21 protein-coding genes are annotated in these 21,685 nt (G+C 55.5%); 10 read left to right on the forward strand and 11 right to left on the reverse strand.

The features are described from left to right. The first annotated feature begins 2 nt into the window (after nt 1-2). Nucleotides 3-350: an arsenate reductase (glutaredoxin) gene (gene arsC / locus RAC65_RS09980; RefSeq protein ID WP_375096647.1), complete on the forward strand. Its 348-nt coding sequence runs from the start codon at nt 3-5 to the stop codon at nt 348-350. Here arsC and hda read toward each other — a convergent pair. The 3 genes from hda to upp form a co-directional block, all read right to left on the reverse strand. Beyond that, nucleotides 347-1,054, reverse strand: a complete 708-nt coding sequence (gene hda / locus RAC65_RS09985; protein ID WP_033740991.1) for a DnaA inactivator Hda — start codon at nt 1,052-1,054, stop codon at nt 347-349. The genes arsC and hda overlap by 4 nt on opposite strands. A gap of 94 nt (nt 1,055-1,148) precedes the next feature. Beyond that, entirely contained in the window at nt 1,149-2,438 is a 1,290-nt protein-coding gene (gene uraA / locus RAC65_RS09990) for a uracil permease (RefSeq protein ID WP_375096648.1), read from the reverse strand. 156 nt (nt 2,439-2,594) lie between these two features. Next, nucleotides 2,595-3,221, reverse strand: coding sequence for a uracil phosphoribosyltransferase (gene upp, locus RAC65_RS09995; protein WP_013026702.1), 627 nt, complete (start codon nt 3,219-3,221; stop codon nt 2,595-2,597). Nucleotides 3,222-3,440: 219 nt separating this feature from the next. Between upp and purM the strand changes: the two genes are divergently transcribed. Continuing rightward, nucleotides 3,441-4,481: a phosphoribosylformylglycinamidine cyclo-ligase gene (gene purM / locus RAC65_RS10000; RefSeq protein ID WP_110268127.1), complete on the forward strand. Its 1,041-nt coding sequence runs from the start codon at nt 3,441-3,443 to the stop codon at nt 4,479-4,481. After that, nucleotides 4,478-5,116 (forward strand): phosphoribosylglycinamide formyltransferase, encoded by a 639-nt coding sequence (gene purN, locus RAC65_RS10005; RefSeq protein ID WP_205950635.1) that lies wholly within the window; start codon nt 4,478-4,480, stop codon nt 5,114-5,116. Before purM ends, purN begins: the two co-directional genes overlap by 4 nt. A 28-nt stretch (nt 5,117-5,144) precedes the next feature. On the opposite strand, the gene pstB is transcribed toward purN, so the two are convergent. Genes pstB through RAC65_RS10020 form a run of 3 tightly spaced genes read right to left on the reverse strand, consistent with a single transcriptional unit; the run spans nt 5,145 to nt 9,652 of the window. Then, the gene (pstB, locus tag RAC65_RS10010) at nt 5,145-5,912 is read right to left on the reverse strand and encodes a phosphate ABC transporter ATP-binding protein PstB (RefSeq protein WP_033740860.1); all 768 of its coding nucleotides are present in this window, start codon (nt 5,910-5,912) and stop codon (nt 5,145-5,147) included. Nucleotides 5,913-5,924: 12 nt separating this feature from the next. Next, nucleotides 5,925-7,559 carry a phosphate ABC transporter permease PstA gene (gene pstA / locus RAC65_RS10015; RefSeq protein ID WP_375096649.1) on the reverse strand — a complete coding sequence of 545 codons (1,635 nt, stop codon included), beginning with the start codon at nt 7,557-7,559 and terminating at the stop codon, nt 5,925-5,927. Further along, nucleotides 7,556-9,652, reverse strand: coding sequence for an ABC transporter permease subunit (locus RAC65_RS10020; protein ID WP_375096650.1), 2,097 nt, complete (start codon nt 9,650-9,652; stop codon nt 7,556-7,558). Before RAC65_RS10020 ends, pstA begins: the two co-directional genes overlap by 4 nt. 154 nt (nt 9,653-9,806) lie before the next feature. On the opposite strand from RAC65_RS10020, the gene ppk1 reads away from it, so the two are divergent. The 5 genes from ppk1 (at nt 9,807) to mgtE (ending at nt 15,878) form a co-directional block, all read left to right on the forward strand. Then, a complete protein-coding gene (gene ppk1, locus RAC65_RS10025; protein WP_006120467.1) occupies nt 9,807-11,867 on the forward strand; it encodes a polyphosphate kinase 1 in 2,061 nt (686 codons plus the stop codon). A 5-nt stretch (nt 11,868-11,872) separates the two neighbouring features. Further along, the gene (gene ppx / locus RAC65_RS10030) at nt 11,873-13,396 is read left to right on the forward strand and encodes an exopolyphosphatase (protein WP_033740864.1); all 1,524 of its coding nucleotides are present in this window, start codon (nt 11,873-11,875) and stop codon (nt 13,394-13,396) included. Nucleotides 13,397-13,398: 2 nt separating this feature from the next. Further along, a complete protein-coding gene (gene tehB, locus RAC65_RS10035; RefSeq protein WP_071988775.1) occupies nt 13,399-14,037 on the forward strand; it encodes a tellurite resistance methyltransferase TehB in 639 nt (212 codons plus the stop codon). 97 nt (nt 14,038-14,134) lie between these two features. Further along, nucleotides 14,135-14,320 carry a YfgG family protein gene (locus tag RAC65_RS10040; RefSeq protein WP_006120471.1) on the forward strand — a complete coding sequence of 62 codons (186 nt, stop codon included), beginning with the start codon at nt 14,135-14,137 and terminating at the stop codon, nt 14,318-14,320. 124 nt (nt 14,321-14,444) lie between these two features. Continuing rightward, complete coding sequence (gene mgtE, locus RAC65_RS10045; RefSeq protein WP_375096651.1) at nt 14,445-15,878, forward strand: magnesium transporter; 1,434 nt, start codon at nt 14,445-14,447, stop codon at nt 15,876-15,878. Here the strand turns inward: mgtE and RAC65_RS10050 are convergent. Both RAC65_RS10050 and RAC65_RS10055 read right to left on the reverse strand, forming a co-directional pair. After that, nucleotides 15,875-16,384, reverse strand: coding sequence for a helix-turn-helix transcriptional regulator (locus RAC65_RS10050; RefSeq protein ID WP_375096652.1), 510 nt, complete (start codon nt 16,382-16,384; stop codon nt 15,875-15,877). The genes mgtE and RAC65_RS10050 overlap by 4 nt on opposite strands. 1 nt (nt 16,385) lies before the next feature. Beyond that, nucleotides 16,386-16,649, reverse strand: coding sequence for a hypothetical protein (locus RAC65_RS10055; protein WP_133745432.1), 264 nt, complete (start codon nt 16,647-16,649; stop codon nt 16,386-16,388). A 187-nt stretch (nt 16,650-16,836) separates the two neighbouring features. On the opposite strand from RAC65_RS10055, the gene RAC65_RS10060 reads away from it, so the two are divergent. Further along, nucleotides 16,837-17,016 carry a hypothetical protein gene (locus RAC65_RS10060; RefSeq protein ID WP_033740871.1) on the forward strand — a complete coding sequence of 60 codons (180 nt, stop codon included), beginning with the start codon at nt 16,837-16,839 and terminating at the stop codon, nt 17,014-17,016. 98 nt (nt 17,017-17,114) lie between these two features. On the opposite strand, the gene RAC65_RS10065 is transcribed toward RAC65_RS10060, so the two are convergent. Further along, complete coding sequence (locus RAC65_RS10065) at nt 17,115-17,888, reverse strand: DUF3750 domain-containing protein (protein ID WP_054633337.1); 774 nt, start codon at nt 17,886-17,888, stop codon at nt 17,115-17,117. An 86-nt stretch (nt 17,889-17,974) separates the two neighbouring features. Beyond that, nucleotides 17,975-18,289, reverse strand: a complete 315-nt coding sequence (locus tag RAC65_RS10070; protein WP_152607481.1) for a hypothetical protein — start codon at nt 18,287-18,289, stop codon at nt 17,975-17,977. A gap of 501 nt (nt 18,290-18,790) precedes the next feature. On the opposite strand from RAC65_RS10070, the gene RAC65_RS10075 reads away from it, so the two are divergent. Then, nucleotides 18,791-19,810: an alpha/beta hydrolase gene (locus RAC65_RS10075; protein WP_375096653.1), complete on the forward strand. Its 1,020-nt coding sequence runs from the start codon at nt 18,791-18,793 to the stop codon at nt 19,808-19,810. Between the two features lie 264 nt (nt 19,811-20,074). On the opposite strand, the gene guaA is transcribed toward RAC65_RS10075, so the two are convergent. Continuing rightward, nucleotides 20,075-21,655, reverse strand: coding sequence for a glutamine-hydrolyzing GMP synthase (guaA, locus tag RAC65_RS10080; RefSeq protein ID WP_006120616.1), 1,581 nt, complete (start codon nt 21,653-21,655; stop codon nt 20,075-20,077). Nucleotides 21,656-21,685 lie beyond the last annotated feature (30 nt).

Consider the following 21,685-nt stretch of genomic DNA (forward strand, 5'->3'; position numbering starts at 1 on the left):
GTATGGTGACGCTTTATCATAATCCCCGTTGCAGTAAGAGTCGGGAAACTCTGGCACTGCTGGAGCAGCGTGGCATCCAGCCGGTGATTGTGCGCTATCTGGAGACGCCGCCCGACAAAGCGACGTTGCAGATTCTGCTGCAGAAACTGGGCATGGAGAGCGCGCGTCAGTTGATGCGCCGCAACGAACCGACCTATACCGCCCTGGCGCTGGATCAGGCAGCGTTAAGCGAAAGCGCTTTGCTGGACGCGATGGTGGAAAATCCCATTCTGATTGAGCGGCCCATTGTGATCAATGGCGATCGGGCCCGCTTAGGCCGTCCGCTCGAGGCGGTACTGGCGATTCTTTAAAGTCCAAGCGTTTCTTTAACAAACGGGATCGTGAGTTTGCGTTGCGCACTGATAGAGGCGCTATCCAGACGATCCAGCGTATCAAACAGCGTGCGCATCTCCCGATCCAGCCGCTTCAGTAAAAACCGGCCGACGTCTTCAGGCAGTTCGAACCCACGCAGTCCGGCGCGAAGCTGTAAAGCCTGTAACTTATCTTCATCGGAGAGCGGCTGCAGACGGTAGATTTGCCCCCAGTCGAGCCGTGATGCCAGATCGGGTAAATGCAGGTTCAGCTGACGCGGGGGACGATCGCCGGTAATAAAGAGCCGGGTATTGCCGGTTTCCAGGATGCGGTTATAGAGATTAAAAATCGCCATTTCCCAGGCTTCTTCTCCCGCGATGCATTCGATATTGTCGATGCAAACCAGCGGCAGTTGTTCCATGCCGTCCAGCACCTCTGGAACAAACCAGGTGCGCTTATCCAGCGGTACATAGCCCACGGCTTCACCACGCGCGGACATTTCAGCGCAGGCAGCGTGCAGCAGATGGCTGCGCCCTCCTCCTTCGCGCGACCAGAAGTAGAGATAGCTGCCATGTTGTTGGCTTAGCGCCCCCTTGATCGCAGCGATCAGCGAGGGGTTTTCCCCCGGCCAGAAGCTGGCAAAGGTTTCGTTGTCAGGTAGATAGAGTGGCAATGACAATTGTGCCGGCGTGTTCAGAAGCACCTCAGCAAGCGAACAGGCAAAAATCGGGGGCAGTCTATCATAGTTTTTGCGAAGAGATGAATCGGGCGTCCCTGCCCGCGTCTTCAGGCCTTCATCATGACGATGTGTCGCGTGTCTCTTCTGCATCAAGCACCACTTCTTCCGGGTGCAGCAGGGAAATGACGCGGAAAATCAACGCCAGCGCAACGCCAACCAGCGTCGCCAGCGCCATCCCTTTCAGCTCGGCGGCACCGATGTGCACTTTCGCGCCGCTGACGCCAATGATCAGGATCACGGAGGTCAGAATCAGGTTTTGCGCTTTGTTGTAGTCCACTTTGGATTCGATCAGGACACGAATACCGGAGGCACCGATGACGCCGTACAGCAGCAAGGACACGCCGCCCATGACCGGCACCGGGATCGCTTGTATAGCCGCTGCCAGTTTGCCCACGCAGGAGAGCAAAATCGCGAAAATGGCCGCGCCGCCAATCACCCAGGTGCTGTACACGCGGGTAATGGCCATTACGCCGATGTTTTCACCATAGGTGGTGTTTGGCGTGGATCCAAAGAAACCTGAGATGACGGTCGATAAACCGTTGGCGAACATGGAACGATGCAGGCCGGGATCACGGACCAGATCACGCTTAACAATATTGGCCGTGACCACAAGGTGGCCCACGTGTTCGGCGATCACCACCAGCGCGGCGGGCAGGATCGTTAACATCGCCACCCATTCAAAACGCGGCGTATAAAACGTCGGTAATGCAAACCACGGCGCATTTTCCACGCCGCGCCAGTCCACAATGCCCATAAAAGCGGAAAGCGCGTAGCCCACCAGCACGCCGATCAAAATCGGGATAATGGCCATAAAGCCACGAAATAACACCGAGCCAAAAACGGTGACGGCCAGGGTGACCAGCGAAATCAGCACGGTTGTCCCGTCAGGCGCATGACCTTCAGCAGGGAGCAGGCCTGCCATGTTTGCTGCGACGCCCGCCAGCTCCAGACCAATGACCGCCACAATAGCGCCCATTGCTGCAGGCGGAAACATCACATCCAGCCAGCCGGTACCGGCTTTTTTGACGATCAACGCGACCAGACAGAACAGCACGCCGCAGAGAATAAATCCCCCCAGCGCCACTTCGTAACCCAGCGGCAGCAGGAGTAAAACAGGTGAAATAAAGGCAAAACTGGATCCCAGATAAGCGGGGATCTTGCCTTTACAGATAAACAGATACAGCAGCGTCCCGACACCGTTAAACAGCAGTACCGTAGCCGGGTTGATATGAAAGAGGATGGGTACCAGCACCGTTGCGCCGAACATGGCGAACAGATGTTGCAGGCTGAGCGGAATCGTTTGCAGTAATGGCGGCCGTTCGCTAACGCCGATAGCGCGACGAGTCATTAAAAGTCCCCTTGAGTTGATAGTCTGTTTTTGGTCAAAAAAAAGCCGACTCTCTGGTCGGCTGATGAAGGTTATTGGCTGTTGCGAAAAAAAGCGGCTCGGCCTGCGCCTGCAGGCTGACAGCAAGGTGCTGCATGAAGCCGCCTGAACAGGTCATTATTTGGTGCCGAAAATCTTATCGCCCGCGTCACCCAGGCCCGGAATGATGTAGCCCTTGTCGTTCAGGCCCTGGTCCACGGAGGCGGTGTACAGCTCCACGTCCGGGTGCGCTTTCTCCAGTGCGGCAATGCCTTCTGGCGCAGCGACCAGCACCAGCACTTTAATGCTGCTGCAGCCGGCTTTTTTCAGGAGATCGATAGTGGCGATCATGGAGCCGCCCGTCGCCAGCATCGGATCGACCACCAGCGCCAGGCGCTCTTCAATGTTGGACACCAGCTTCTGGAAATAAGGTACAGGCTCCAGCGTTTCTTCGTCACGGTACACGCCTACCACGCTGATGCGCGCGCTGGGCACGTGCTCCAGTACGCCTTCCATCATGCCCAGGCCGGCACGCAGGATGGGCACAACGGTGATTTTTTTGCCTTTAATTTGATCAACCTGAACCGGGCCATTCCAGCCCTCAATGGTGACCTTTTCGGTTTCCAGATCGGCCGTGGCTTCATAGGTCAGCAGACTGCCCACTTCAGAGGCCAGCTCACGGAAACGCTTCGTACTGATATCATGCTCACGCATCAGTCCCAGTTTATGTTTGACCAGCGGGTGTTTAACTTCCACGATCTTCATTGTTGTTCTCCCGGAGTGAGTTGAGCTAAAAAAAAATCGCGGGATTATACCGCCTTTTTAACATCGCGCCACATGTGCTTGCGCAATCCACCGCATAAAATAAGGATTGATGAAAATTGTCGGGGACGCAATCTGAGACTCGCAAACGTTTGCCTGCGCTGATAGAATTGCCGCGCTTTATATTAAACCACCAACCGCAACTCGCGTGGGGACCTCGCAGTGACCGATAAGACCTCTCTCAGCTACAAAGACGCCGGTGTTGATATTGATGCTGGTAACGCTCTGGTTGACCGTATTAAAGGCGTAGTGAAAAAGACGCGTCGCCCGGAAGTCATGGGTGGACTAGGCGGCTTCGGTGCGCTTTGTGCGCTGCCGCAAAAATACCGTGAGCCTGTGCTGGTCTCCGGCACCGATGGCGTGGGCACCAAGCTGCGTCTGGCGATGGATCTCAAACGTCACGATGCCATTGGTATCGATCTGGTTGCTATGTGTGTTAACGACCTGGTGGTACAGGGCGCGGAGCCTCTCTTCTTCCTGGATTACTACGCGACCGGCAAGCTGGATGTGGAAACCGCATCGGCGGTCATCACCGGTATCGCCGAAGGTTGTCTGCAGTCAGGCTGTGCGCTGGTGGGCGGCGAAACCGCTGAAATGCCGGGCATGTATCATGGCGAAGATTACGATGTCGCGGGCTTTTGCGTCGGTGTGGTTGAAAAGTCAGAAATCATTGACGGTAGCAAGGTTCAGGACGGTGATGTGCTGATCGCCCTGGGCTCAAGCGGCCCGCACTCAAATGGCTATTCCCTGGTGCGTAAGATTCTGGAAGTCAGCGGCACCGATCCGTTGGTTGAGCAACTGGAAGGCAAACCGCTGGCCGATCACTTACTGGCGCCGACGCGCATATACGTCAAAAACATCCTCAGCCTGATTGAGCAGGTGGATGTGCACGCGATTGCTCACCTCACCGGTGGCGGTTTCTGGGAAAACATTCCGCGTGTCCTGCCCGACAATACTCAGGCGGTGATTGACGAGAAAAGCTGGCAGTGGCCTGCCGTGTTCGGCTGGATGCAGCAGGCGGGCAATGTCAGTCGTCATGAGATGTATCGCACCTTCAACTGCGGCGTGGGCATGATCATCGCGCTGAGCCCGGCTGACGCGGATAAGGCCGTTGACCTGATGCGTGCTGCCGGGGAAAACGCCTGGAAAATTGGTGTGATTAACGCCTCAGACTCGGAAGAGCGTGTGGTTATTCATTCATGAAAAAGCTGGTTGTACTGATTTCGGGTAACGGAAGTAACCTTCAGTCCATCCTCGACGCCTGTGCAAACGGGCGTATTCACGGCAGCGTCGCTGCCGTGTTCAGTAACAAAACCTCCGCCTATGGTTTAGTTCGCGCGCAGGAGGCCGGGATCCCGGCAAAAGCGCTGGATGCACGTGACTTTAACGATCGCGACAGTTTTGATCGGCAACTGATGCGTGAGATCGATGCGTATGCACCGGATCTGGTGGTGCTGGCGGGTTATATGCGCATTCTGAGTCCGGGCTTCGTGGCGCATTACTCTGACCGTCTGCTGAACATTCATCCGTCGCTGCTGCCGAAATATCCCGGTCTGCATACGCACCGCCAGGCGCTGGAAAACGGCGATAAGGAGCACGGTACGTCCGTGCACTTCGTGACCGATGAACTGGATGGTGGCCCGGTCATTTTGCAGGCCAGGGTGCCGGTGTTTGCTGAAGACAGCGAGGCCGAGATTACCGAACGCGTGCAGCATCAGGAACATGCCATCTACCCACTGGTAATTAACTGGTTTACCGAAGGCCGACTGACCATGCGTGAGGGAAAAGCCTGGCTGGATGGTCATCCCTTACCCGCTCAGGGCTACGCCCACGATTAATGCTCAGGGAGCCAGGCTCCCTGCCCTTTCAACCGTAACGCCCGGTGATGTAATCTTCTGTCCGGCGCACCTGTGGTGTGGTGAAAATCCTGTCTGTGGTGTCAAACTCCACCAGCGATCCCTGATGCATAAAGGCTGTGTAATCCGACACGCGTGAAGCCTGCTGCATGTTGTGGGTGACCAGCACCAGCGTGAAATGCTGCCTGAGCGTGCTCATCAGTTCTTCGATCACCAGGGTAGAAATCGGGTCCAGCGCGGATGTTGGCTCATCAAGTAACAGGACGTCCGGCTCAATCGCGATAGCGCGGGCGATAACCAGCCTTTGTTGCTGCCCCGTGGAAAGCGTCAGCGCATTCTGTGCCAGCTGATCTTTCACCTCGCCCCACAGCGCCGCCGCCCGGAGTGCCCGTTCGCAGGCTTCATTCAGTACGCGCTTATCGCGCACCCCTTGCAGCCGCAGTCCGTACACCACATTTTCGTAAACCGATTTGGGGAACGGATTGGGCCGCTGAAACACCATCCCGACCCGGCGACGCAGCGCAGAGACATCCTGAGCAGGTCGCATAATCGACTGCTGATCCAGCAGAATGTCCCCTTCGATGCGGCAGCGATCAATCACGTCGTTCATACGATTAAAGCAGCGCAGCAGCGTTGATTTGCCACAGCCGGACGGGCCAATCAATGCGGTGATGCGATTTTTGGGCAGTTGCAGCGAGACATCCTGAAGCACCTGGCGCTCACCGTACCAGAGCGACAGATGATCAACGGTTAGCGCAATATCAGTTTCGGGCATCATAGTCATCGTCAGTTATTGAGTCATCAGGCGATAGCGTTCACGCAGGCGGTGACGCAGGCCCATAGCTAACAGGTTCAGCAACAGAATAATTAGCACCAGAAGCAGCGCCGTGGCGAAAACCAGCGGCCGGTCGGCTTCGGTATTAGGGCTCTGAAAGGCGAGATCGTAGATCTGAAAGCCCAGATGCATAAATTTTCTGTCGAGGTGCAGGTAAGGGAACACCGCATCTACCGGCAGTTCCGGCACCATTTTAACCACGCCCACCAGCATCAGAGGCGCGGTCTCGCCTGCGGCACGTGCCACGGCCAGAATCAGGCCGGTTAACATGGCCGGAACGGCCATAGGCAATACCACGTTCCAGAGCGTTTCGGCCTGGGTCGCCCCCAGCGCCAGCGAGCCCTGCCGAAGACTGTCGGGAATGCGGGAAAGCCCTTCTTCCGTCGCGACAATCACCACCGGCAAGGTCAGCAGGGCCAGTGTCAGCGACGCCCACAGCAAACCGGGCGTACCAAATGTCGGGGCGGGCAAGGTGCTGCTGTAAAACAGCTGGTCCACCGTGCCGCCCACCAGCCAGACAAAAAAGCCCAGCCCAAATACGCCATAAACAATCGAGGGTACGCCCGCCAGGTTGACCACGGCGATGCGTACCAGACGGGTCAACGCGTTGCGTTCCGCATATTCATGTAGCCACAGCGCCGCGATAACGCCCAGCGGCATCACAACTACAGACATCAGCAGCACCATGAGCACCGTGCCAAATATCGCCGGAAACACGCCAAACTCGCTTTCTCCTTCGGCAGGCGAATCGCTAATAAAGCGCCACACCTGCTGGCAGAAATGCCCCATTTTTTGCGTCAGGCTCATCGCGTTGGGTTGCCAGGCTTCCACAATCTGCGACAGAGGGATGCGATGATCAGTGCCGTTCACATCGCGCAGAATCAGCGCATCACGCTGGCTTTCCGCTTGCAGGCTGTTCAGCCTGTCATTGAGCTGAAGAAGGCGGCGTTGCAGCGCCGCCTGGTTGGCCTCGTATTCTGACTGCGCCTGCAAATCGAACTGCTTTGCCGCGCGCTGATGCTCAGCCTGATCGTCCAACTGGTCCAGTTGTTCATTCAACCGGGCAATATCGACCCGACGCATCTCGCTGGCCTGCTGCTCGATAAGCTTTACCTGTTCAAGGCGCTGTTGCAGAAGCGCCATAATGTCTTTTGCCGTAAGAACATCATTCTCTTCCCGCAGGCCGACAAACCAGCCATAGGCATTCCCCTGACTGCGCCGCTGCAGCACCATCACGTCGTCCGGCTGGCTGACAATCGGTGCCTGCTGACTCAGCACCGCCCGAAAGTCAGGCGCGGCCCAGTCCCGGTTGCCGGTCTTAATCAGATAGCGATGTACGTCGCCCGGTTTGCCGTCTGACGCGGCGTCAGGCGCCGGATAATGCGATTGCCGCTCAAGCGTTTCGCCCAGTACACGGGTTTTGCTGCCATCAGGCAGTGTGAACTGATAGAGATCGACGGGATGGGGCCAGAACGCGCGCAGCCCTTGCCATCCCAGCAGCGCGATCAACAGGGTAAAGGCCAGTAAACAGACCGTCACGGCACCCGCCGTAAGCCAACGCCAGCGATCGTTTTGTCGTATCGCCTTCATGCCTGCTCCTTATACTGGCTAAAACGCAGGCGCAGACGCTGGCGGATAAGCTCGGCAACCGTATTGATCATCAACGTGAAGACCAGCAGCAACAGCGCACTTAAAAACAGAATCCGGTAATGTGCGCTGCCAACGGCCGCCTCAGGCATTTCAATCGCGATATTGGCTGACAGCGTGCGCAGGCCACTGAACAGGCCGCCTTCAGTTTGCGGCGTGTTCCCGGTGGCCATTAAGAGAATCATGGTTTCGCCTACGGCCCGTCCGAAACCAATCATCAGCGCGGCAAAAATGCCGGCTGACGCTCCCGGCAGCACGACCCGCGTCAGGGTTTGCCACGGCGTGGCGCCCAGCGCCAGTGAGCCCTGCCCCAGCGACGCCGGAACGCTGAACAGCGCATCTTCCGCCAGCGTAAAAATCATCGGCACCAGCGCAAACCCCATCGCCAGCGCCGCTATCAGCAGATTACGCTGCGCGTAATGCGGCAGCCAGTCACCGGCATCCGGCACGATAAGCGTCGGTAGCCAGAGCGTTAACGCCGCGACAATAAGCAGCACGGGCAGCAGCAGGATAACCTCATGGCCCGGCTGCCGCCAGCGGGCCGGTAAGCGGCGGGCCAGAATACCGCAGCCAAGCAGACTGCCCGCCAGCGTGACCGGCAGCAACAGAATTCCTGTTAATGCCTGACCGACATGGGGCGCTAACCATAATCCGGCAATCAACCCAATCACCACACTGGGCAACGCCCCCATCATCTCTATCGCAGGCTTCACCCAACGACGTAAACCGGGTGCCATAAACCAGGCGGTGTACATCGCGGCCGCCAGGGCAAGCGGCGTGGCAAAAAGCAGCGCCATACTGGCCGCTTTCAGCGTGCCCACCACCATCGGAATTAAACTGAACTTCGCCTGATAGCTGTCTCCGGCATTGGTGGACTGCCAGACCCAGTCGGCTTTGGGATAGTTTTCATACCAGATTTTTTGCCAGAAGTTACGCCAGGTCACATCCGGCCAGGGATTGGTCAGTTTAAGGGTTTCCCAACCTGACGATCGCTCCAGCAACAGGCTGTCACCCTGCGGCGAAAACTGCGCCTGCAGGATGCCGGGTGCTAACTGGTGTTGCAGAATGGGCCCATCCTGTTTGCTGGCAAAGACCTTAAGCAGACCGGTTTGATCAAAGGTAGCGAAAACCCGGCGCTGCGCCTCACTGACGATCAGACCCTGTCCGGCGCTGTGTGCGAACGTGCGGATGGCGTGCAGGCGCAGGCCGTTATCGCCAGCAATGGAAAACCATTGCGTAATACCGTGACTGTCCTGAATTAACAGCGTTTGGCCTCCGGCCAGTAACTGCATATGTTGGGGCACTTCCGGCAGCATCTGCGTTTCCCGCAGCCAGGCCCGTCCGTCATCGATTTGCCAGACCCGCAGCAGGCGGCCTTCGGTGGTGTACAGCAGGTCGCCTTTAGGCGAAAGCACCAGATGCGCAGGCTGCAGACCCGGCAGTTGGATGAGCGCAGCCTGGCGGTTAGTTTCCAGCGTTAACAGACTGACGCCCGCGTCAGTGAGCGCTGCAATCCGCCATTGATCGGGACGAAGTGTGGCGACAGCCATTTCTTTTACGTCGCCCTGGGGCAGACGAAAGCCGCTATCGCCCAACGGAAAATGCCACTCGCCTTCGCCTTTGCTTATCACCGGCTGCAACAGGGTTAAACTGCCCTGTGCGTTGAGCAGCACCGTATTGCCATCGGCGCTCGTTACCACCTGTTGCGGCGCGGGCGTCAGCATCAGCGCGGGCTCAGGCGGTTGGCCATTCAGCGGTATAAATCGTGCCTTGCCATCACGACTGATACGCCAGCCAACGCTGCCTTTATTACCAATGGCCAGTGCGGGCGATGCATCCCAGAGCCGCTGATGACTGAGACTGTGCACACCCGGTGCGCTAAATAACGGCAGGACCACCCAGAGCAACCAAAAGAACAGCAGCATCATCAGTAACAGAATAGCGACCCCGCAGCACGTGACGAGGCGCCGCGTGTAACGGTCAATAGCACGACGTCGGCGATCGCTAAACTGGACGGGAATATGGTTTACGCTCATGCGGCCCTGATTATGCGGCGAAAATGAGTCGCTATGTTGCCCGTAGCGGCTTGATAAGACAACTTTTGCTGTTGGACAAGCCTGCCATACTCTCGCCATAATGCTGATGGATACTGTAGCGTCGTCAGTCCTGCAACCGTCATACGGAGTGAGAATGGGTCAGGTAAAGCTTTATATTGAAAAAGAAATGAGCTGGTTGTGCTTTAACGAACGTGTTTTGCAGGAAGCGGCAGACAAAAGTAATCCGCTGATTGAACGTATGCGTTTCTTAGGTATTTACTCAAATAACCTCGACGAATTTTACAAGGTCCGGTTTGCCGACCTGAAACGACGCATCCTGATTGGCGAAGAGCAAGGCTCCGCCAGCACACCGCGCCACCTGTTGAAGAAGATTCAGCAGCGCGTACTGAAATCGGATCAGGAATTTGATGCGCTCTACAACGACCTGTTGCTGGAAATGGCGCGCAATCAAATCTTTCTGATTAACGAACGTCAGCTTTCACCTAATCAGCAAAGCTGGCTGCGTCACTACTTTAAGCATGAACTGCGTCAGCACATCACGCCGATCCTGATTACCCATGAAACCGACCTGACGGAGTTTCTGAAAGACGATTACACCTATCTGGCGGTCGAGATCATTCGCGGCAGCGATATTCAGTACGCGTTGCTGGAAATCCCGTCAGACAAGGTCCCGCGTTTTATTAACCTGCCTGCGGAGCCGCCGCGCCGCCGCAAGCCGATGATCCTGTTAGATAATATCCTGCGCTACTGCCTGGATGATATTTTCAAAGGTTTCTACGATTACGACACGCTGAACGCCTATTCAATGAAAATGACGCGCGATGCGGAGTACGATCTGGTCACCGAAATGGAGTCCAGCCTGCTGGAACTAATGTCCTCCAGCCTGAAACAGCGTCTGACGGCAGAACCTGTGCGTTTTGTCTATCAGCGCGATATGCCGGATTCTATGGTGGCGCTGCTGTGCGACAAGCTGTCGATTTCCAACTACGACTCCGTGCTGGCAGGCGGACGCTATCACAACTTCAAAGACTTTATCGGGTTTCCTAACGTCGGGAAAAACAACCTGATTAACCGTCCGATGCCGCAGATTCGCCACATTGGTTTTGACGGCTTCCGCAACGGTTTTGACGCCATTCGTAATCGCGACGTCCTGCTTTATTATCCGTATCACACGTTCGAGCATGTGCTGGAACTGCTACGCCAGGCATCATTCGACCCCAGCGTGCTGGCGATTAAAATTAATATTTACCGCGTCGCCAAGCATTCCCGCATCATGGATGCGATGATTCACGCCGCCTATAACGGTAAGAAAGTGACGGTGGTCGTCGAACTTCAGGCGCGTTTCGATGAAGAAGCCAATATTTACTGGGCTAAGCGCCTGACAGAAGCCGGTGTTCACGTTATTTTCTCGGCGCCTGGCCTGAAAATTCACGCCAAACTGTTCCTGATTTCCCGTCGTGAAGGCGAAGAAATCGTGCGCTATGCCCACATCGGCACCGGTAACTTTAATGAGAAAACCGCGCGTCTGTACACGGACTACTCGCTGCTGACCGCCGATGCGCGGATCACCAATGAAGTGCGCCGGGTCTTTAACTTTATCGAAAACCCGTACCGCCCGGTGACGTTTGATCACCTGATGGTTTCTCCGCAAAACTCACGTCGGATGCTGTATGATTTGATCGATAACGAGATTGCGAATGCCCAACAAAAGCGCCCCAGTGGCATAACTCTTAAAATTAACAACCTGGTGGACAAAGGGCTGGTAGACAGGCTTTATACGGCCTCCAGCGTTGGCGTAAATGTTAATTTACTGGTTCGTGGGATGTGCTCATTGATTCCGGACTTGCCTGGGATCAGTGAAAATATTCGTGTGATCAGTATCGTTGATCGCTTCCTGGAACATGACCGCGTTTATATCTTTGAAAACGGTGGGGACAAGAAAGTGTTTCTCTCCTCGGCTGACTGGATGACGCGTAACATTGATTACCGTATCGAAGTGGCCGTGGCTATCCTGGATCCACAAATAAAGCAGCGCATTCTGGACATCATTGCCATTCAGCTCAGCGACACGGTTAAAGCGCGCGTCGTGGATAAAGAGCTGAGTAACCAATACGTTCAGCGCGGCAATCGTCGTAAGGTGCGGTCGCAAATGGCGATTTACGAATACATTAAGAAGCTGGAACAACCTGAATAACGCCTATGCCAATATCCCAAAAAAGTACGCCGAAACCTCAAGAGTTTGCGGCCATCGATCTCGGTTCAAACAGTTTCCACATGGTCATTGCCCGTGTGGTGGATGGGGCTTTGCAGGTATTGGGGCGACTGAAGCAGCGCGTGCATCTTGCTGATGGCCTGGATGCCAAAAATTACCTGAGCGAAGACGCCATGGAGCGCGGTCTGAACTGCCTGGCACTGTTTGCCGAACGCCTGCAGGGCTTTAATGCCAGCAACGTGACGATTGTCGGCACACATACGCTGCGTCAGGCGGTTAACGCTGAGACGTTTTTACAGCGCGCGGCAGAGGTCATTCCTTATCCAATAGAGGTGATTTCCGGTCACGAAGAAGCGCGCCTGATCTTTATGGGCGTCGAACATACGCAACCGGAAAAAGGACGCAAGCTGGTGATTGATATCGGTGGCGGCTCGACAGAGCTCGTCATCGGTGAAGATTTTGAGCCCCAGTTGGTCGAAAGCCGCCGTATGGGCTGCGTCAGCTTTGCCCAGCTTTACTTCCCTGGCGGCGAAATCAGCGTTGAAAACTTCCGTCGCGCCCGGCTGGCCGCCACGCAGAAGCTGGAAACCCTGGCGTGGCAATATCGTCTGCACGGCTGGCAATATGCCCTTGGTGCTTCCGGCACCATCAAAGCGGCCTGCGAAGTGCTGCTGGCGATGGGCGAGAAAGAGAAGCTGATTACGCCAGAGCGACTGACAAAGCTTTATGATGAAGTGATCAAGCATAAATCGTTCGCTGCGCTGAGTCTGCCAGGCCTGTCTGAAGAGCGCAAAAGCGTATTTGTTCCGGGGCTGGCGATTCTTTGCGGCGTGTTTGATGCGCTGGCGATTCGTGAACTGACCCTGAGCGATGGCGCGCTGCGTGAAGGCGTACTTTATGAGATGGAAGGCCGTTTCCGCCATCGGGATATTCGCAGCCGCACCGCTCAGAGCCTGGCGAATCACTATGCCATCGACAGCGACCAGGCGCGTCGAGTGCTGGAAACCACCGAGCAGCTCTATCTGCAATGGCGCGACCAGAATCCCAAACTCGCGAATCCTCAGCTGGCGGCGCTATTGAAATGGGCGGCGATGCTGCACGAAGTCGGCTTGACGATCAACCACAGCGGTATGCAACGCCACTCAGCCTATATTTTGCAGAACACCAACCTGCCGGGGTTCAACCAGGATCAGCAGATGCTGCTGGCAGCACTGGTCAGATTCCACCGTAAAGCCGTCAAAGTGGATGAACTGCCTCGCGTCACGCTGTTTAAGAAAAAACAGTTTCTGCCGCTGATATTCCTGCTGCGCCTTGGCACCTTACTGAACAACCAGCGCCAGGCGACTACACGTCCTGACGCGTTAACGCTGACCTGTGATGAGGGCCACTGGACGCTTACCTTCCCGGCGGGCTATTTCAGTCAAAATAACCTGGTCCAGCTCGATCTGGAGCGTGAGCAAAACTACTGGAATGAGGTCACCGGCTGGAAGCTGATTCTGGCAGAAGCCTGATTGTGCGGGCACTTGCTGCCCGCATTACCGAACGGATAATCATGACATTGCGAACCGATAACTATTTTTCAGAAACCTATGGCTTAACCCCTGTGCACTCGGAGGTGGCCGAGGCGCTGCCTAAACTGACACCAGGAAAAGCGCTTGATCTGGGGTGCGGAAGCGGACGTAATACGCTGTTCCTTAACCAACATGGTTTTGACGTGACGGCCTGGGATCACAATCCCGCCAGTCTGGAACGGCTCAATCAGATCATCGCCGCTGAAGGGCTGACCGGCATTCATACGGCGCTGCAGGATTTAAATCAGGTGCGTTTTAACGGGGCCTGGCAGGTGGTCATCTCGACGGTGGTCATGATGTTTTTGCAACCGGCCACCATTCCCCAGCTCATCGCGGATATGCAAGCCTGTACCGTGAAAAACGGCTTTAACCTGATTGTGGCCGCGATGAATACCGAGGATGCGCCCTGTCCGTCTGACTTCCCTTTCGCGTTTAAATCCGGTGAGTTAAGCCATTACTACCGCAACTGGCACATTGTGAAATACAACGAAAACTGGGGACAGCTTCATCGCAAAGATGAAAACGGCAACCGGATTAACTGCCGTTTTGCGACCCTGCTGGCCCAGAAAGCCAGCTATTGAGCCGTTGTATTTTTTTTAAACAGCGGTTGATTTACCCGGGCGACTGTGACTAAATATTGCTGTCGCCCGGTCTGGGTTATTACAGGAATTTCTTTGCGTGAACAGCGCCCTTTCTCCCCGAAGACGTAAAAAAAGCGTCAGTATGACGCGGGTTGTTTTACTCATCAGTTTTATCATTCTGTTTAGCCGTCTCGTTTTTATCCTGCCTGCGGCCTTCGAGCATCATCAGCAAAAGCAAACTGAATCCGCGCCTGCTATCCCGACGCTTTCCAGCAGTCGTTAATCCCTTACAGGCTTTTCGCTGACACATCCGCGCGCATTCCCGCCTGCGGGACGATTTTTTGCCTCCCTTTTTCAGTCAAAAGGCTACACTTCGTGCAGGTGCTTTCAGACTAAAGGGATGCAATGTGTCTGCCTCACACACTCAACGTTTAAATGAAATTCGTCATCGTATTCTGACGCTGCTGCTCAATGAGCAGGGTCTCAGCGAGACACTACGGAATAAAGCCGGTCATCTCTCGCCTGAGCAGCAACGTGAAAATGTGATACATCGGGAAATTCTGCAACAAGACATCGACCAGCTCCATGCGGCTGACCTGGCCGACATCCTTGAAGCATTGCCTGAAGAAGCCCGCCTGGCGCTCTGGAGCCTGGTGCCGCCGGAAAAACGCGGCCATGTGCTGGTTGAAGCGTCAGAAACCGTCTGGGACAGCCTGACCGACGAGATGAGCGACCGCGATATTCTCCAGGCTATCGCGCCGCTGGATATTGACGACCAGGCCTGGCTGGTGCGCTATCTGCCGCGCGGCCTCACCGGGCGCTTACTGACCTCTCTGGAGCCCAAACTACGGGCGCGTATTCTGAGCGTGATGAAGTTTGACCGCGATCGCGTGGGTCGGGTGATGGACTTCAATATCCTCACAGTACGCGAGGACGTCACGCTGGCGACCGTGCAACGGTTTTTGCGCAAAGGCAAAAGCATGCCCGATGGCACGGACAAAATCTTCATTACCAATGAACAGAATCAGCTGCTCGGCGAACTGCTGTTGACGGATATCCTGCTGAATAAACCCAAAACCCTGGTGAGCGAGGTGATGGATTCCCATCCCACCACCTTTCAGCTGGACGATAAAGCCGAAGACGCCGCCAGTGCCTTTGAACGCTATAACCTGATTTCCGCAGCGGTGACGGACGCCCAGGGCAAGCTCATTGGCCGTATCACGATTGAAGATGTGGTCGACCTGGTAAACAAAGAAAATGAAAGCAACATCCGCAAAATGGGCGGGATCAGCCAGGAAGAGGATGTCTTTGCTCCGGTCCGTAAGTCGGTGCGAAATCGCTGGGCCTGGCTGGCCATCAACCTCTGCACAGCCTTTATCGCTTCCCGCGTGATTGGGCTGTTTGAGGGCACTATCTCACAGATTGTCGCGCTTGCGACTTTAATGCCGATTATCGCCGGCATCGGCGGCAATACCGGTAACCAGACCATTACCATGATTGTCCGCGCCCTGGCGCTGCATCAGGTTGAACCGGGCAACTTCTCGTTTCTGTTTAAGCGAGAAATTGGCGTCGCCCTGATTAACGGCCTGTTCTGGGGCGGGATTATGGGTGCCATCACCTGGCTCATGTACAGCAATATGGCACTGGGCGGCGTGATGATGCTGGCGATGGTGCTGAATCTTTTGCTGGCAGCCATCATGGGCGTGATGGTGCCGCTGGTAATGACCAAAATGAAACGCGATCCCGCCGTGGGCTCCAGCGTTCTGATTACGGCCATTACCGATACCGGTGGCTTTTTTATTTTCCTGGGCCTGGCGACGCTTTTCCTGTTGCCGCACTAGGGCTTAGTTTTTTGGTAACCGTAGCGCTGTACGGAACCCAACACGTTAAGCCGACGGGTTACCTGCGCCAGTTCGCAGGTGACCGCGGGTAGCTGGTAGTGATTGCGCTGCCCCAGCCACTCCAGCACGTCGGCTAAATGCCAGATAGCAGTTTTGCCATCATGCACCGGCAGCGGAAACTGTTTGCTGTGCGTCAGCATCAGTTTGCGCATATTTTGACGCGACACGCCAATAAGGTCAGCCACATCGGTTAAGCCGACAAAGTCCGGTGCCGCTTCGATCATGATCGCGCCAGGAATGGCAACCTGTACATCCCGGATCGCACTGTCGATCGCATCGCTGGCCGACATCGCCTGGCGGGTAAACTCCAGCGCCAGCTTGCCAGCGGTTCCCGCGCCCACCAGCGCATCATCGCATCCTGCCTCGGCCAGTTTTTCCAGTAGTGTATCAATGGATGCTGGCGTTTCAGGCAGTTCAAACCGCAAGGTGAAACAGTATTCCGTCATGTTAATGCCCTCGCTTGCGTTTTTTTATCTCACTACAGTTATCTACGACGCGCCGCAATGCTTTTGCATGGTTCGTCGCGCTTTTTGGTGTGTGCCAGATACAGGTCAGACAAAATTCCCCACACCGGCATGTCTCAAGATTTGAGGGGCAATACAGCTTTCCCCATGCATGATGACCGGAGGCAATAACCCGCCATCCGTAAGATTCTGCGTAACGTAATGCTGCCTCAATCTCTTTATTCGGGTGCCGCTTTCTGTCCACCATGGCGCGTAGCATTCCTTATATTTTTACGGTTGTCAACTGACAACCTTGCGGTATTTTTGTGATGTGCGGACAGGATGCGAGCAGTCGGACGGCAGGTAAAACGGGTTGTGTCTAAAATGGAAAAGGCCGCGCAAAAAATGCGAGGCTGCGATGCCAGACATAACCATCAGAAAACAACGGAGGAAATATGTTTAACCCTGATGACCTGGTTCAGTCGAAAACGGGCGGTCCTAAAATGGTCGTGCTGCGTGCAGAAGGCGACACGCTTTGGTGCGCGCGCGTAGATGATGCCAGCAAAAAGGAAATTGAAATTAAAGCAGACAGCGTGAATCTTTATCACGAAGATGGTGATTTCGGCGTCTGCTGACCGTTTCTGCCGGGACGCGCTAACCTGTGGGCCGTTAGCGCGTCAGGGTAGACGAGGGCAGGACGTCAATGCGCCCGACGCCTCACCCTGGCCGGCAATCAGGGATGATCATGTTGCAGGTTGTTATGCCCTACACCGCCGATAAAAGGCAGGCGCAGCTGAAACGGCGCAAATCCGACGCCAGCACTCAGCCCTAACAGATTAAACTCAACGCCCTCTTGCACGCCGATCGTTACGCCCGCCACGCCAAGCAGGGACAGTTGAACCCCGCGACCTGAAGGCGGTAAGCCAACCGGACGCCATAATGGCCGATAGTCTTTCCCCAGAGCGTTAGCAGGCAGATTCAGTTTCAGCGCGGGCACATTGCGCCCAATGTGCGCCATAAAAGTATTACTGTTCGGTCCGGGCCAGGCATGATAGGTCGTGGGCCAGGGATAGGTTTTGATGGCGGCTTCAATCTGCGGAATCAGGTTCTGCGCTTCAGGGCCACGGTGCTCCACCAGCAAACGCGGTTTTGCACCGTACCAGTAACCATCTGGCAAAGAGGCATTGCGCCTTACCTTATCGCCACTGCCCCAACTGATGACTTCATAACGCGTATAGCGGGTTTCACCTGCGCGTTTAAAAATAATCCACGGATGCACCGCAACGGCACCCTTCCAGCCATAGGTCGGCGCGGCATAAACCTGAATGATGGCCTGACTGGCGTTAACATGCGGATCGGGAGCGAGCCCTGCCGAATCCCGCCGGGCAGTCGCCCAACCGCCCTGATTCAGGGCATCAGCGCCGCGCGTCGCCTGCGCCAGACTGGCCGCGAGCGACAGCACAATGACGGTAAGAAAGCAGAGACAAAAAATTTTCAGGGTCAGCATGAGGGTTCCCGGGGATCAGAGACAGGCTGTTATAGTGCAATAAAGCACCGGCTTTGACTTCACTTCGCCTGCGGCGGCATGACACGTTAGCTGCCCCTGGCACGGTAATGTGAATACAGTTGCCCAAAGAAGGCTGCGGTGCGTAGCATCATGAGCATCGCCCCCAGCGGCAGGCTATACAGACTGAACCAGCCTGAAACGCCCATCCTGTAAAGGAGCTGGCCGGTATCGTATCCCAGAATAAAGCAGGGATACGCGCGGCTCTCATTCAGCGGACAACCGGCCACACTGGCAACCTGCCCTGCCGTAAGCGCGATGATCAGCGGCGAGCATCCCATTAACGCATAAATCAGCATTTCTGCGCTGAAACGCATGGCAAGGTGACGCAAAGGTTTTTGCACGGTTTTCCTCCCCGGTTACGCCAGTGCGCTAAGGGGACTGACCGCTAGCCTGATCCGCAATGCGCTGCAACCAGTCCCGGTAGCGCGGTTGTGCTTCTGGCAAAAGCTGTTTACCGAGCGTGTCAGTCTCCCCCTCGACACCGAACATTTTCCATATCAGCGGCGCAAGCGCGGCTGTTGCACTGCCCTGATTTAACTCGGCTCGATCAAGACGTACCAATAATGGATAGCCTGTTCGCGAACGTAGCGGCTTCAACATGAGTGTAGCGCGCAAAAAAACAGCAGGCGTTAAATTATCACCCACCGTTTTAAGCCACTAATAAACAGAGTTATTTTTTATTCCGCCCCCGCTATTTGGCGCTGTTTTGGCGCGTTCATCCCACCGTGAGACAGTAAAAATTTATATCGCTCACTATTTAGTTGTTTACAAGATGATAATTCACTGGCATTGTAGCCAAACTAAATAGCACACTACTTAATAGCAAATACAAGGAAACCCCAATGAAAGTGAAACTCACCGCAGGTGCTTTACTGTTAGCCAGCCAGATGACATCAGCATGGGCCAGTCCGGTCGAAAACGCACCGGAGCCCACCGTTGGCGTGGCGGCATTTCTTCACGCGCTTAACAGTAGCGGCGGAAAACCGATTGAAACCTTATCCCCTAAAGAAGCCCGCGCGGTGCTTACAGGGGCGCAGAAAGGTGCCGCGCTGCCGCCTGCACAGATTTCTGAAAAGACCATTACGGCACTGGGTAAACCGCTGACGCTGACAATAGTCAAACCAGCCCATGCCGCTGGCGTACTGCCTGTGTTTATGTTTTTCCACGGCGGTGGCTGGGTGCTGGGTGATTTTCCGACACATGAACGTCTGGTACGCGATCTCGTGAATGAATCCGGTGCTGCGGCCGTGTTTGTAAACTACACGCCTTCGCCGGAAGCGCACTATCCGGTCGCCATTACCCAGGCTTACGAGGCAACAAAATGGGTAGCCGAACACGGCGCTGAAATTGGGGTGGACGGTAAGCGCCTGGCTCTGGTGGGGAACAGCGTAGGCGGAAATATGGTTGCCGCCGTTGCGCTGCAGGCTAAGCAGAATAAAACCCCGGCTATTCGCTACGATGTAATGCTGTGGCCTGTCACCGATGCAAACTTTGACGATGCTTCTTATAAGCAGTTTGCCAATGGCTACTTCCTGACCCGTAACATGATGAAGTGGTTCTGGGACAACTACACCACCTCAGAAAAAGATCGGAACAGCATTCTGGCCTCGCCGCTGCGCGCGACCAAAGAAGAACTGGCGGGTTTACCGCCGACGCTGATTCAGACCGCCGAACTGGATGTCCTGCGCGACGAAGGGGAAGCGTTTGGCCGTAAACTGGACGCGGCCGGCGTGCCGGTAACCGTTACCCGCTACAACGGCATGATCCACGACTTTGGTTTGCTGAATGCCCTGAGTAAAGAGCCAACGGTACGCACAGCGATAAGCCAGGCGTCCGTGGAGCTGAAGGAACATCTTAAGTAAGCATTGCCCGACCGGGGAGGTGCGTCTCCTTCTCTCCGGCAGAAATACTGTTAATAAAATCAGCCGGATAACGCCGGCTGATTTTTTTGCCTTATATGTCGACCTGGTGCCCCGCGTTACCCTTTTCCGCATCAGCAGAGGCTGTGCCTTATGGGTTTCGACAGGGTCTCGCAAGACAGCCGAAGGACGGAGAATAAAAAAGCCCGCAATCATGCGGGCTTCGTGCTTGATATAACCGACTGTCAGGCTATGCCGGAAGCGGGATTACTCCCACTCAATCGTCGCCGGTGGCTTACCGGAAATGTCATAGACCACGCGGGAAATGCCGTTCACTTCGTTAATGATACGATTGGACACGCGGCCCAGGAAATCATACGGCAGGTGCGCCCAGTGGGCAGTCATGAAGTCGATGGTTTCGACCGCACGCAGTGAAACGACCCAGTCGTATTTACGGCCATCGCCCATTACGCCCACGGAACGGACGGGCAGGAACACCGTAAAGGCCTGGCTGACTTTATTGTAGAGATCGGCTTTATGCAGCTCTTCAATAAAGATGGCATCCGCACGGCGTAGCAGGTCACAGTACTCTTTTTTCACCTCACCCAGTACGCGTACGCCCAGACCCGGGCCCGGGAACGGATGGCGATAGAGCATATCGTACGGCAGGCCCAGTTCCAGACCGATCTTACGCACTTCGTCTTTAAACAGCTCACGTAATGGCTCGACCAGGCCCATCTTCATCTCTTTTGGCAGGCCGCCGACGTTGTGGTGTGATTTGATGACGTGGGCTTTACCGGTGGCAGAGGCAGCGGATTCAATCACATCCGGATAGATGGTGCCCTGTGCCAGCCACTTCACGTCTTCCAGGCGCAGCGCCTGCTCGTCAAAAACTTCGACGAAAACGCGGCCAATGATTTTACGCTTCGCTTCAGGGTCACTTTCTCCGGCCAGCGCATCCAGGAAGCGCGCTTCACCATCGACGTGAACAATGTTCAGACCAAAGTGATCGCCAAACATATCCAACACCTGCTGCGCTTCGTTCAGACGCAACAGACCGTTATCCACGAAAACGCAGGTCAGATTTTTACCAATCGCACGGTGCAGCAGCATCGCGGTCACAGAGGAATCGACACCACCGGACAAGCCCAGAATGACTTTGTCGTCGCCCACCTGTGCACGCAGGCGCTCAACGGCATCCTCAATGATTTTGGCCGGTGTCCAGAGCGCTTCACACTGGCAGATATCGATAACGAAACGCTCCAGCATGCGCAGGCCCTGGCGCGTATGGGTGACTTCCGGGTGGAACTGCACGCCATAGAAGCGCTTCTCTTCGTTCGCCATAATCGCAAACGGACAGGTTTCCGTGCTGGCAACGGTGACGAAGTCAGCCGGAATCGCGGTCACCTTGTCACCGTGACTCATCCAGACATCCAGCAACGGTTTGCCTGATGCGCTGATAGCATCCTCGATATCGCGAATCAGTGCGCTGGCGGTGTTCACCTCTACCTGCGCATAGCCAAATTCACGCTCGTTAGAGCCTTCGACCTTACCACCCAGCTGCATAGCCATGGTTTGCATGCCATAACAGACGCCCAGCACGGGCACGCCAGCCGTGAAAACGTAGTCAGGTGCGCGCGGACTGTCGTGTTCGGTGGTGCTTTCCGGGCCACCCGACAGGATGATACCGCTGGGATTGAACTCGCGAATCTGCGCTTCGGTAACGTCCCAGGCCCAGAGTTCACAGTACACGCCAAGCTCACGGACGCGACGCGCCACCAGTTGCGTGTATTGAGAACCAAAATCGAGAATCAGAATGCGGTGCTTATGGATATTTTCCGTCGTCATTGAGGGTTTTCCAAAACGGTGACTTGATAA

Source organism: Pantoea sp. BS_8, assembly GCF_041954965.1.
GTDB classification, from domain to species: Bacteria; Pseudomonadota; Gammaproteobacteria; order Enterobacterales; family Enterobacteriaceae; genus Pantoea; species Pantoea stewartii.